The organism is Gilliamella apis, from assembly GCF_030758615.1.
Classification (GTDB): domain Bacteria; phylum Pseudomonadota; class Gammaproteobacteria; order Enterobacterales; family Orbaceae; genus Gilliamella; species Gilliamella apis_A.
Genome location: NZ_CP132381.1, coordinates 712745 through 726712 on the forward strand (window position 1 = coordinate 712745; position 13968 = coordinate 726712).

General features: G+C 36.8%; 8 protein-coding genes. 5 read left to right on the forward strand and 3 right to left on the reverse strand.

The features are described from left to right. Positions 1 to 5 precede the first annotated feature (5 nt). Entirely contained in the window at positions 6 to 4463 is a 4458-nt protein-coding gene (gene gltB / locus RAM17_RS03395) for a glutamate synthase large subunit (RefSeq protein WP_110448522.1), read from the reverse strand. Positions 4464 to 4857: 394 nt separating this feature from the next. Between gltB and RAM17_RS03400 the strand changes: the two genes are divergently transcribed. Next, the gene (locus tag RAM17_RS03400; RefSeq protein WP_110448521.1) at positions 4858 to 6045 is read left to right on the forward strand and encodes an NAD(P)/FAD-dependent oxidoreductase; all 1188 of its coding nucleotides are present in this window, start codon (positions 4858 to 4860) and stop codon (positions 6043 to 6045) included. Here the strand turns inward: RAM17_RS03400 and RAM17_RS03405 are convergent, their stop codons facing one another. After that, the gene (locus RAM17_RS03405) at positions 6046 to 7482 is read right to left on the reverse strand and encodes a sigma-54 interaction domain-containing protein (RefSeq protein WP_181414698.1); all 1437 of its coding nucleotides are present in this window, start codon (positions 7480 to 7482) and stop codon (positions 6046 to 6048) included. It lies immediately after the preceding gene. 255 nt (positions 7483 to 7737) lie between these two features. Between RAM17_RS03405 and lysA the strand changes: the two genes are divergently transcribed. The 4 genes from lysA to RAM17_RS03425 are packed head-to-tail and all read left to right on the forward strand — an operon-like array spanning position 7738 to position 13186. Beyond that, the gene (gene lysA, locus RAM17_RS03410) at positions 7738 to 9135 is read left to right on the forward strand and encodes a diaminopimelate decarboxylase (protein ID WP_086362972.1); all 1398 of its coding nucleotides are present in this window, start codon (positions 7738 to 7740) and stop codon (positions 9133 to 9135) included. Positions 9136 to 9190: 55 nt separating this feature from the next. Then, a complete protein-coding gene (locus RAM17_RS03415; RefSeq protein ID WP_086362971.1) occupies positions 9191 to 10603 on the forward strand; it encodes an APC family permease in 1413 nt (470 codons plus the stop codon). Positions 10604 to 10621: 18 nt separating this feature from the next. Then, entirely contained in the window at positions 10622 to 11728 is a 1107-nt protein-coding gene (locus RAM17_RS03420; protein WP_110448519.1) for an alanine/ornithine racemase family PLP-dependent enzyme, read from the forward strand. A gap of 54 nt (positions 11729 to 11782) precedes the next feature. Continuing rightward, the gene (locus RAM17_RS03425) at positions 11783 to 13186 is read left to right on the forward strand and encodes an amino acid permease (RefSeq protein ID WP_198222131.1); all 1404 of its coding nucleotides are present in this window, start codon (positions 11783 to 11785) and stop codon (positions 13184 to 13186) included. Between the two features lie 116 nt (positions 13187 to 13302). On the opposite strand, the gene RAM17_RS03430 is transcribed toward RAM17_RS03425, so the two are convergent. Beyond that, positions 13303 to 13908, reverse strand: coding sequence for a MarC family protein (locus tag RAM17_RS03430; protein WP_065613828.1), 606 nt, complete (start codon positions 13906 to 13908; stop codon positions 13303 to 13305). Positions 13909 to 13968 lie beyond the last annotated feature (60 nt).

A 13968-nucleotide genomic window follows, 5' to 3' on the forward strand; every position in this document is an offset into this window, starting at 1 on the left:
TCTCCTTACTGTGCCTGAACACGTAGTTCAGCTGTTGAGCGACTACGGTGACCTAATAATGCTTTAACATCGCTAGATTTTGGTTTAACTAATACAAATTGTTTAGCAAAATCTTCCCAATTAGCTAATATCTCTTCAGCCCAAGTTGAGTGGGTGAGTTGTGCGTGCTCCATAATTAAACCACGTAAGTGTTCTTCATGAATTGAATAGTCAGCAACATCTAACATTTCGACCAACTCTTTATTGATTCGCTTATGTAAATCGCCATCAGTATCTAAAATATAAGCAAAACCACCGGTCATACCAGCACCAAAGTTAACACCTGTTTTACCTAAAACACAGACAATACCGCCAGTCATATATTCACAGCCATTATCACCAATGCCTTCAACCACACTTATAGCGCCTGAGTTACGTACTGCAAAACGTTCACCTGCTCGGCCAGCAGCAAATAATTTACCACCAGTGGCACCATATAAACAGGTATTACCTGCAATGGTCGCTTCATGGCTTAAAAATGCCGAACCTTGTGGTGGACGGATGACAATACGACCGCCAGCCATGCCTTTACCAACATAGTCGTTGGCATCACCTGTCAGCGTTAAATCAACACCGCCTGCATTCCATACACCAAAGCTTTGTCCGGCAGTACCGTTGAAATTCAAGGAAATAGGGGATGTGACTAAGCCTTGATCGCCATATTTTTTAGCAATATAACCAGATAAAGTTGTACCAACAGAACGATCAGTATTTTGAATGTCAAAGTAGAAACTTTTACTTTGACGATTATCCACTGCTTGTTGTGCTTGAGTTATAATTTCTTTATTCAGCACACCTTTATCAAATGGTTTATTGTCTTCAATACAGTGAACCGGTTTACCTTCTATTGGGGTTGCCGTTTCAAGCAAGCTTGATAAATCCAATTTCTGTTGTTTTGCAGTAATGCCATCAAGTTCAAGAAGTAAATCTGTACGACCGATTAAATCAACGATTCGACTAACGCCTAGTTCGGCCATAACTTCACGAGTATTACGTGCAATAAAACGGAAATAGTTCATAGCTTTTTCTGGTAGACCATGATAATGATCACTACGTAACTTCTCATCTTGAGTTGCAACACCGGTTGCACAGTTATTAAGATGACAAATACGGAGGTATTTACAACCCAATGCAACCATTGGTCCAGTACCAAAACCAAAGCTTTCAGCACCTAAAATTGCCGCTTTAACAATATCTGCGCCAGTTTTTAGGCCACCGTCAACTTGTAAGCGTATTTTGTGACGTAAACCATTAGCAACTAATGATTGTTGGGTCTCAACTAAACCTAGTTCCCATGGTGATCCTGCATATTTAACCGAAGTTAACGGACTGGCTCCAGTACCGCCATCGTAACCTGAAATAGTGATTAAATCAGCATAGGCTTTGGCAACACCGGTTGCGATAGTACCTACTCCTGGTTCAGAAACCAACTTAACCGAAATCATTGCGGTTGGATTAATCTGTTTTAAGTCAAAAATCAATTGCGCCAAGTCTTCAATTGAATAGATATCATGATGTGGTGGCGGTGAAATTAATGTTACACCCGGTACAGAAAAACGTAATTTTGCAATATAAGGGGTGACTTTATCGCCAGGTAATTGACCACCTTCGCCCGGTTTTGCACCTTGAGCGACTTTAATTTGAATAACATCAGCACTCATTAAATAACCTGGTGTTACACCAAATCGGCCAGAGGCAACTTGTTTAATACGTGATACTTTGATTGTGTTATAACGAGCTGGATCTTCTCCGCCTTCACCTGAGTTAGAAAAGCCACCTAAGGTGTTCATGGCTTCGGCTAATGATTCATGCGCTTCTGGACTTAATGCACCAATTGACATAGCTGCCGAGTCAAATCGTTTAAATAATGACTCTTCTGGTTCCACCTGATCAAGTGCGATAGCTGCGTTTTCAGGTGGATTGAGTTTTAACAGATCTCGCAAGGTTGCAGCTGGTCGATTATTTACGATATCTACATAGCGCTTATAATCTTCATAATTACCATTATTTACCGCTTTTTGTAGTGATTGTACTACATCAGGATTATAAGCATGGTATTCACCGCCATGCACAAATTTCAACAAGCCACCTTGTTCTAATGGTTTACGCCGTAGCCATGCTTTCTTAGAAAGATTGAACTGATCTTGAGCGAAATCATCAAAATTGGCACCACTAATACGGCTAGTTACTCCTTGGAAGCAAAGTTCAACCACTTCTTCATTTAGACCTACGGCCTCAAATAGTTTAGAACAGCGGTAAGAGGCAACTGTTGAAATGCCCATTTTGGACATGATTTTGTATAAGCCTTTATTAATACCATTGCGATAATTAAGAATTGCTTCTCGATAAGACTTATTCACAGTTCCATTATCTACCATTTTAGCTAGGGTTTCATAGGCTAAATATGGATAGATTGCTGTTGCACCAAAGCCAAGTAACACGGCAAATTGATGTGGATCTCGACAACTTGCTGTTTCAACAATGATATTGGCATCACAGCGCAAGTTCTTTTCAACTAAACGTTGTTGTACGGCACCGACCGCCATTGGCGCAGGGATCGGTAAACGGTCAGGGGCAATATTTCTATCTGATAAAATTAGTAATACTGTTCCTGCACGTACTTTTGCTTCGGCATCACCACATAATTGTTCAATTGCGTCACGTAAACTACCGTCAATTTCATATGTGATATCAAGCGTTTCTGATTTGTAATAACGTGATTCTAAAGTAGTTAATTGTTTAAAATCAGAATGAACCAATACTGGATATTTAAATGCAACCCGATGTGCCTGACCTTCTGCTTCGGCAAATACATTCATCTCACGACCGATACTAGTCGACAGCGACATGACATGTGCTTCGCGTAATGGATCTATTGGTGGATTGGTTACCTGAGCAAATTTTTGTCGGAAGTAGTCATAAATTAATCGGGGACGACTTGATAACACGGCAAATGGTGTATCATCGCCCATTGAGCCAGTTGCTTCTTGACCGTTTTCACCTAGAACTCGAATACATTGGTCGAGCTCTTCGGCACTATAACCAAATTGTTTTTGGTAAGTTACAAGTAATGTATCATCATAATCACGAGAACCGATATCATCATCAGGAAGATCTTCAAATGGGATCAAACGTTTTACATTTTTAGTCATCCATTCTTTATATGGATGACGTTTTTGTAAATCATTATCGGTTTCTGAAGATTGTAAAATGCGACCTTCTTCAGTATCAATTACCAGTAATTCGCCCGGACCCACTCGCCCTTTGGTGACGACTTCATCTGGTTGATAGTCCCAAATACCGATTTCTGAAGCACAAGTGATGAGTTTATCTGTAGTAATAACATAACGAGCGGGACGTAAACCATTACGGTCTAAGTTACACGCAGCATAACGACCATCTGACATAACGATACCAGCAGGACCGTCCCATGGTTCCATATGCATGGAGTTAAAATCAAAGAAAGCTCGTAAATCCTCATTCATATCTGGATTGTTTTGCCATGCTGGTGGCACGAGTAAACGCATCGCACGGACAATATCCATACCACCAACTAAAAATAGTTCCAGCATATTATCTAGTGAGCTTGAATCAGAACCGGTGACATTAACAAACGGTGCCGCATCTTGTAGATCTGGAATCAATGGTGTTTTAAATTTGTAAGATCGCGCTTTTGCCCATTGCCGATTACCTTCAATAGTATTGATCTCACCATTATGGGCTAAATGTCTAAATGGTTGTGCAAGTGGCCAACGCGGTACAGTATTGGTTGAGAAACGTTGATGGAATAAACAGATTGCTGTTTCCATACGAATATCAGCTAAATCTAAATAGAATCGAGGTAAATCTTTCGGCATACATAAGCCTTTATAGATATTAACCTGATTTGAAAAGCTACAGACATAAAACGTATCATCTTGCACTCGTTTTTCAATACGACGGCGAACCATATATAAGCGACGTTCTAAATCAATCTTAGTCCAGCCAGCAGGTGCATTGACAAATACTTGTTCAATTCTTGGTAGTGATGAGAGTGCGATTTCACCAAGCACACTTTTATCAATTGGTACTTCACGCCAACCTAAAACATATAAGGTTTCTTCTGCTAGCTCTTCTTCGACAATTTTACGGCTAGCTTGAGCTTCTGTTTCATCTTGACTTAAAAATAGCATGCCAACGGCATAATTAGCGGCTAAGCGCCAACCTGCGTCCTCGGCGACTAATCGGAAAAATCGATCTGGTTTTTGCATTAAAAGACCACAGCCATCACCGGTTTTACCATCCGATAATATGGCACCACGGTGTTGCATGCGAGCAAGTCCGTGAATTGCGGTACGCACCACTTTGTGACTTGGTTGCCCTTCAATGTGAGCAATTAAACCAAATCCGCAGTTATCTTTTTCATGATGCTGGTTATATAACATATCATTGCCTCAAATTCATCGTTATTATTTTTTGTGAAGGTATAGGCATTAATCCCATATTAGGTGTGAAGGTAATTAAAAATAAGTTTTAGGTCAAATAAATATTATTTATAAGTCAATATTTTAATCACTTAACACATATATATTAATGAAGCTTATATCTTGTGTTAAATAATTGTTTTTATTGATTTTAAATTTTTTTTAAGATTAAAGTTCTTTAATTTAAAAATTTTTTCATAATAAGAATTAATATCTGATTAAAAAAAGTTTGAGGAAAGGGGTTTTTTAGCTATAAAAATTGACTATATTTGCTGATTTTTCCAAAATCAGGGAGTTATAATCACCAGATTTATGCTGTTATAATAGATTATCGATTATTGCTTATAGATGAAATATGCAAACTAAAATAACAATTATAGGTGCTGGCGCTGCAGGGCTTTTTTGTGCTGGTCTGTTGGGACAACAAGGTCATGATGTTACTGTCATTGATAACGGTAAAAAATTAGGTCGTAAAATCTTAATGTCTGGTGGTGGTAAATGTAATTTTACCAATCTTAATGTCGAAGCAAATCATTATATTTCTGAAAATCGTCACTTTTGTAAATCTGCTCTAAAACGGTTTAGCCAATGGGATTTTATCCAATTGGTTAATCAATATGGTATTGCCTATCATGAAAAAGATCATGGTCAGCTATTTTGTGATAATTCAGCGCAAGATATTGTCGATATATTGGTCAAAGAGTGCCAAAAAGGACAAGTTAAATTTATGTTAAAAACACAACTTGAAGATGTTAATGAAGAGCAACAAGGATTTAAGTTATCTACTTCACAGGGTTGTGTTTATACTGATAAATTAATTGTGGCAACGGGTGGACAATCGATGCCTGCACTTGGTATGACCGCTATTGGTTATAAAATTGCTGAAAAATTTTCTATCCCAGTGGTGCCTGTAAAAGCAGGGCTAGTGCCGTTTACCTTACATAAACCTTTGTTAGCTGTATTATCGACGTTAGCAGGAATTGCGTTATCAGTTGAAGTATCGAATGAACGCATTAGTTTTAAAGAGAATCTATTATTTACCCATCGAGGATTATCTGGACCAGCTATTTTACAAATATCCAGTTATTGGCAAGCAGGAGAAGCCATCACGATCAATTTATTGCCTGACTTTAACTTTGAGGATGATTTTAAACCTCTGTTAGATAATAATCGTAATCAAAGTCTCAAAAATTGTTTAGCACAAATATTACCTAAGCGGTTAATTGAAGCATTAATACAACTAAATTTGATTGTTGATTTAACTGTTAAACAGTTAACACCTACTCAGCAACAAGCGCTGTATCAGACATTAACAACATGGAATGTAATACCAAATGGAACGGAAGGTTATCGTACCGCAGAAGTAACTTTAGGCGGAGTGAGTTGCGATGCGTTATCTTCAAAAACCATGGTAGCACAAAAACAGCCTAATCTTTATTTTATTGGTGAGGTTGTTGATGTAGCTGGTTGGCTTGGTGGTTATAATTTCCAATGGGCTTGGAGCAGTGCATTTGCCTGCGCCCAAGCCTTGAGTCAAGTATAATCAATTATCAATAACACCCATTTGGATATGATATTTTTTCACTTTATATTGTAATGTCGTTCGTGAGATATTGAGTAATTTTGCTGCAGTAATAATTTTACCATTGGCTTGATTTAATGCATCAATGATAAGTTGCTTTTCATAATGTTCAACTTGTTCGATTAGATTATGATTACCCGTTAACTCGTTAATACTTGGTTTTTCTATCTTATTTTCAAGTTGATCTTGTGGATAAGGACTATGAATATCAAATAGTTCTTCATCGAGAATAATTTTTTGTAATTCACCAGGTTCATTTTGTAATACCATACTACGGACAATCGCATTTTCCAGCATTCGTACATTGCCTGGCCACGGTGCTGACATTAATTGCTGCAACGCATGTTCACTGATACCGGTGATCACTATATTGACATCAGTTTTATGTTTATCGATAAAATATCGTGCCAATACAGGGATATCTTCTTGTCTTTCCCGTAAGGCTGGAAGTTTGATTAAACCAACATTTAATCGATAAAATAAGTCACTGCGCATTTTACCGCTTTTTAACAATTCCGCTGGAGACTCATTCATCGCCGCTACAATTCGTACATCAGCATATTTCTCTTTATTTCCACCTAAAGACCAATAGGTTTTTTCTTGCAAAAAGCGTAATAGTTTGCTTTGCATTTCAAGAGGCATAGCGTTGAGTTCATCAAGAAATAAGGTTCCGCCATTGGCCAGTTCGAGATAACCTTGACGATTTTCAGCACCGGTAAAGGCTCCTTTAACCGTCCCAAATAAAGTACTTTCAATCAATGTGGTTGGTAAAGCGCTACAGTTTAGTGAAATGAATGCTTTATCTCGGCGTTGACTGGTTTGATGAATTAAGCGAGCAAATAGCTCTTTCCCTGTACCAGTTTCACCAACAATTAATACCGGAACATCATTACTACCTAAAATATTAGTTTGATCGATAACCTCTTGCATTTTTTTCGACGCAAAAACAATTTCCGGTAGCGGTTGTTCTTTATTGTGATATAACTTTCTATTAAGGCGAAAAACCTGATCTTGCAACTGCCGAACATTGGATATATTTCGACCTATTTCAACTGCGCCGATAATTTCTTTATTATGATTATAAAGCGGTACAGTTGTGTGTTGATAATCAACTAATTTACCCACATGATTATAGTAAGTTTGATAGGTATCTTGATATTCTTTACCTTGTAAAGCTTGTAGCATAGTACTATCTTCTTTTTTCAAATTAGGGTAAACTTTAAGCATTGGTTTACCGATGGCTTGCTCCATTGTATAGCCATCAAGTTCTGCGCTTTCCTGATTGTAGTAAATATATTTACCTTCTTTATCAATAATAGCCATTGGCTGATGTATTAAATCAAAAAAATGTTTAAATATTTCCAATGCTTGTAATAATTCAGGATCAATTATCATGATTCTAAAAACCTTTTTAAAATTGGATTATTGCTAAGTATAGCTAGCGTTGATTTAAATATCTTTCAAGTATTAATAAAAATAGTGACAAATTTTCGTCAGAAAACCATATTTCTTACTAAATGACTAGTATTTTATTTGTAATTATTTCGTTAAGATCTTGATTATTTGTGTTTTTATAAGTTGGCACGTTGATTGCATTGTAAGTGAGTAATCTTTTTACTTACCTTTTTTATGTACTAATTAACTGGAGGTCATATGTCCGACACAATTATGTCAAATTATAACAAATTACGTACCGATCTAATAACAAAAGATCGTCGTTTTAGTGCGCAAAACGGCAAACTTTGTTTTGATGGTGTGAATTTGGAAGAATTAGCAAAGAAATATCCAACACCTTTCTATGTATTTTCTGAAAAAGAAATCGATCGTAATATTCAGGAAATCAAAGATTCGTTTAAAGCTCATCCAAACACAAAAATTTTCTATGCGTCAAAAACATGTTCAGTAATGGGGGTACTTAAAGCGATTAAAGATGCGGGTATCTATGCAGAAGCGAACTCAATGTTTGAAGTGCGTAAATGTTTAGAAATTGGTTTCCCTGGTAGCCAAATTGTTTTCAATGGTGTAGTTAAAAAACCGGTAGATTTAGAATTTGCTATTCAAAATGATCTTTATATCATCAACGTTGATAGCTTATATGAATTAGATATCATCGATGAAATTTCTCGTCGTTTGAAAAAAATGGCTAATGTTTGTGTGCGTGTTGAGCCAAATGTTCCATCTGCTACTCATGCAGAATTAGTTACTGCTTATCATGCTAAATCAGGTATTGATTTAGAACAAGCTGAAGAAACTTGTCGTCGTATTCTTGAAATGCCTTATGTACATTTACGTGGTTTACATATGCACGTGGGTGACCAAGTGCCAGAAGCAGAACCATTTGCTAAAGCGACTAAAGTATTAGTTGATGAATCACGCCGTTTAGAAGAAGTTTTAGGCATTAAATTTGATTTAATCAACGTTGGTGGTGGTATTCCTGTTCCTTATAAATATGATGATGAAAATGGTAACCCATTACAAGACAACATGTATGCAGGTATTACAGCACAAGATTTCGCTGATGCAGTAATTAGTGAAGTTCATAAATGGCGTAAAGACGTTGAAATCTGCATCGAACCAGGCCGTAAAGTTACCGGTTCAGCAGGTGTACTTTTAACTGAAGTTGCTTGTGAAAAACGTAAAACTAACTACGATTTAGATGGTAACATCGAAGAACATGTTGAATGGAAATTTGTTGACGCAGGTTATAGCGTGTTATCTGATAGTCAACATTTTGATTGGTTCTTCTATGTATATGATGCATCAAAAATTACTGAACAACATGATGAATACATTAAATTAGCTGGTCCATTATGTGATGGTGGTGACTATTTCCATGTCGGTGTTAAAGGTGAAGAATTCTTATTACCTAAAGACACTGAGATTGGCGATATCATTGCTTTCCTTGACGCTGGTGCTTATACCATCGAAAGCCAAACGGTTTATAACAATCGCCCACGTACGGCTGTTGTTATGATTGATAAAGAAGGCAAAGACCGATTGATTCGCCGTGAAGATACTTACGAGGATATGGTTGGATACGACGTGTATTAATCATGAGCTATCTGGGGCACTCAGTGCTCCAGATATAATAATGTGAGGTTATTTTATGAGTGATTCTAAAGATTCAAGTTTACTTGGCATTAAAGACATTGTGTTTATGAATGTCATTGCGATTCTAAGTTTACGTCAAATTCCTAATGTTGCTCCTTATGGAGCGTCAGCAATGGTGCTTTGGCTACTTGCTGCATTTTGTCTGTTTTTCCCATTAGCTATGGTTTGTGGTGAACTTTCTACTGGTTGGCCTAAAGATGGTGGGATATTTGTCTGGGTAAAAGAAGCGTTTGGTAAACGAATTGGCTGGATAGTAGTCGTTTGTTTCCTATTCTCATGCGTGCTTTTCTTCCCACTCATGTTGCAATTTGGTTTTACTGCAATTGGTTACATGTTTAGTCCTGAATTAGCACAGAATCAGGTATTTATTGGTGTTGGTTCCATGGTGGTATTCTGGATCTTAACATTAATGAATATCAAAGGGATGAAATGGACTAAAATTATTAACAGTGTTAGTGCATGGTTAGGGGTATTTATTCCTGCTGGTATTATCGTGTTATTAGCTATTGTATGGTTAATGACTGGTCATCCAATGGCAACTGATTATAGTCATGTTAGTGATTGGATTCCGGATTTAAGTAGCTGGGATACTATTGTATTTTTATCAAGTATGATGTTCGCTTTTGCTGGACTTGAAGTTGCACCAATGATTGCTGGTCGTACTCGTGATCCACAACGAGACTTCCCTAAAGCAATGGCAGTATCTGCAATTGTTATTGTAGGTATCTATATGATCGGTACTTGGGCAATTAATACTTTATTACCTGCTGCTGATACTGATATTGTTGCCGGTGTAATGCAAGCGATGGAAGCTGCCGCTGAAGAATTAAATATGCCTTGGTTATTACCTGTAATGGCAATTTGTTTATTTTTTGGTGCATTAGGTCAAATTAACTCATGGTTAGTTGGTCCTATCTATATGTTACAAGAAGCATCAAAAGAAGATAACTTACTTGGTGAACGTATTGGTCGTTTACATCCAGTATATCAAACACCAGCATTTGCTTTAGTTATCCAAGCGATAATTGTAACGGTACTTTGCTTCTCAACATTTGTATCACCAAGTATTGCTGCTGCATATTGGATGTTAACCGCATTAACAACCATTTGTTATTTTATTCCTTACTTAGTAATGTTTATTGCCTATTATCGTTTACGTATTACTCAACCTGATGTACCACGTAGCTTTAAGATCCCAGGTAAAGTATTACCAATTGTTTTACCAGGTTTAGGATTCTTATCTACATTATTTGCGGTGATCTTAGTCTTTATTCCACCAGCACAAATTGATATGGGTGGATATGTTGAGTATATCGCTAAAATTGTTGGTGGTGCAGTGCTTGCAATTGTGTTAGCTGAATGGATATACCATCGCGCACAAAAACGTAATCGCTTGCAACAACAATAAGATATAGAGGAGTAATTTATGTACAAACCTATATTAGAAATTGATTTAGGTAAATTAAAAGACAATGCTCGTGTTGAAAAAGAGCTATTAGCTAAACACGGCATTGAAGTTATGGCTGTAAATAAAGTTTTTGATGGTTGCGTTGAAACTGCCAAAGCAGTGCTTGATGGTGGTATTGATGTTATTGCTGAATCAAGAACCTACAATTTGAAGAAACTTAAAGATGCATTAAATTGTAAAACTTGTCTATTACGCAGCCCTTGTTTAAGTGAAATCAGTGAAGTTGTTAAGTATGCTGATATCAGTTTAAACAGTGAAAAACAAGTTATTCAAGCACTTTCTGATGAAGCGGTAAAACAGCAAAAAGTCCATCAAGTTTTATTAATGGTGGATATGGGGGATTTACGCGAAGGGATTTGGTTTGAACATGTAGACGATATTATTGAAACGGTCAAACTGATCCTTTCTTTACCCGGTGTTGAGCTTTATGGGCTTGGTACTAACTTTAACTGCTATGGAACTGTGCTACCGACAGTGAAAAATGGCGTAGATTTTTTACACATAGCACGCAAAGTTGAAGAAGCTTGTAATATCAAGATCAAATATCTATCTGCTGGTAACTGTACTAGTTACCATCTGCTTGATAAAGGGATCTGGCCAGAAGGACTTAATCACATCCGTATTGGTGGTTTACATGAGTTTGGTATTGAGTATGTCGATATGAAATATCTTGATGAGTTTCATCACTCAAACAAACCGGTCGAGAAAGCTTGTAGTGACATGTATAAATTATATGCACAAGTTATCGAACTTAATAGTAAACCTACCGTGCCTGTTGGTGAATTAGGTGTTGATGCCTTTTTGAACAGCAAAACTTTTGTTGATCACGGTACTCGTAAACGAGCTTTGCTTGCTTTTGGTCGTCAAGATGTGCCGGCGGAAAACTGTGTACCGGTTAATGATAACATTACGGTATTAGGTCAAACGAGTGATCATACTATCGTTGATATTGAAGATGTTTCTGAAACATTGCGAGTTGGCGATATGATCGTTTTTGAGCTTGATTACACAGCTCTGCTTATGGCTTGCCAAACCAACGGCGTAGAAAAACGATTTGTTTATTAATATATAACTGCTGCTGGGCAACCAGCAGCTATTATTGATTACTAGGCGGTTTACATGGCAACATCAGAACCTCAAGAAAGTCCTTATCCCAGTACTTTAAAGAAAAACTTAAAGAATCGTCATTTATTGATGATTTCATTAGGTGGTTCAATTGGTACAGGATTATTTATTGGTATTGCAGCGCCACTTAGCACTGTTGGGCCTTTAGGGACCATTATCGCTTATCTACTTGCCGGCAGTATTATGCTGTCTACCATGCTTTGCTTAGGTGAACTTTCTTGCGCATTCCCTCATGCAGGGTCTTTCCAGCATTATGCATTAATGTTTATTCCACATCCTATTTGGAGTTATACTATTGGCTGGTTATATTGGTTAAGTTGGGTACTATCTATGGCTGCTGACTTAACAGCGGCGTCTATGATTGCTCATCAAGTTTTTTCCTCTATTCCTATCTACATTCTTAGTCTAATTATTCTAACCGTTATCACTTGTGTTCATTTAACCTCTGTTCGAGCTTTTGGTGAAAGTGAATATTGGTTTTCAACAATCAAGGTATTAGCCATTATTACGTTTATAGCAGTTGGTATATATCTACTTTATCAACAATATAATCAAACACATGTGTTACCAACTTTTAAGACAGAGCAGGGCTGGTTTCCTAATGGATTTTTATCAATCTTTGTTTGTATGACTATTGTGACTTATTCATTTCAGGGGGTTGAATTAATTGGTAGTGCCGCAGGTGAAGCGCAATCACCCCAAACTGTTTTGCCTAAAATTATCACCGGTGTGGCGTTTCGGATAATTTTGTTTTATGTGTTAGCAATAGCCGTGTTAGCACTGGTATATCCCTATGGTACAACACATGATGAAATTAGCCCATTTGTTTGGGTATTCAATAAAGCGGGGATAACCTTTGCATCGTATGCAATGCTGTTCGTTATATTTTGTGCTGCGATTTCGGCTGCTAATTCGGCAGTTTATGCTAGTTCTAGAATGTTATGGTCGATGGCTCAGGATAATTTAGCACCAAAATATTTCTCAGAAGTGAATAAACGTGGCGTGCCAACCAAAGGAATATTGTTTATTGCTATTATTGCTTTAGTTTCGCTATTTTCTAAGTATATCGCAGCTGAAAAATTATACCTCTATTTAGTAGCAAGTACTGGGCAAGTTGGTTGTTTTGCTTGGATTATTATTGCTTGGTGTCAGTATCAATTTCGGAAAGGAGTAAATGAAGGTAAATATAGTAAAGATATGATTAAATTTAAATCCCCACTATTTCCTTGGTTAGCGATAATATCTATTACCGTTAACATTGTTATTATTGTTGGGGTCTGGTTTGGTGAATCAGGACATTTTATTTTATTATCTGAGGTAATCTTAATTTTTGTTATCTTGAGTACGTACTACTTTTTTAAAAAACGAAAAGTTAAGTTGGATAACCAAATAGATTAATCATATTCATTATATATGTAATCACCTAATGATTAATTATCGGTGATTACATACAATCAAATATTAATATTTGCTGACAATACACAAATTCTATTTCTAACCTATTGTTAGCCAAATTATTTTAAGAATGCGGAGACACCTGTAAATACCACTTGCGCTGCAATAGCCGATATTAATAACCCCGTTAGTTTTGATAGAATAGCAATACCTGTATTTTTTAATACTTTAGCAATGCTTTTAGCGCATAATAGCATGGCATAAATACCACTAGAGGCAATTAGTAGAGAAATTGCACCAATCAAATTTTGCATAATACCAACTGAACTTGTGCCCATTACAATAATTGTACCGATTGATGCCGGCCCCATACATAATGGTATTGCTAGTGGTACGACACTAATATCATCATCGTCACTATGAATTTTATTTTTTTCCGGTGAATCATTCATTAAAGCAACAGCGGTAATAAATAATAATGCTCCCGAGCCAATTCTAAACGCATCAAGTGTAAAACCGAACACACTAAACATGGCATTACCAAAAAAGAATAGCACAATACCAATAATAAATACTGCACAAGATGTTTTTAATGCTATTTTGCGACGTTGTGCTTCATCATATTGTTTGGTGCCACTTAAAAATGCACTTAACACTGCTGGTGGCGTCATCAATGCGAATAACTTGGTTGTGGTGGCAAGAATCTCAACAAGATAGTTATCCATTATGTTACCTTTTATATCATTTAGATATTACTTGAATTGTGTCAACGATTGTTGGCGGGA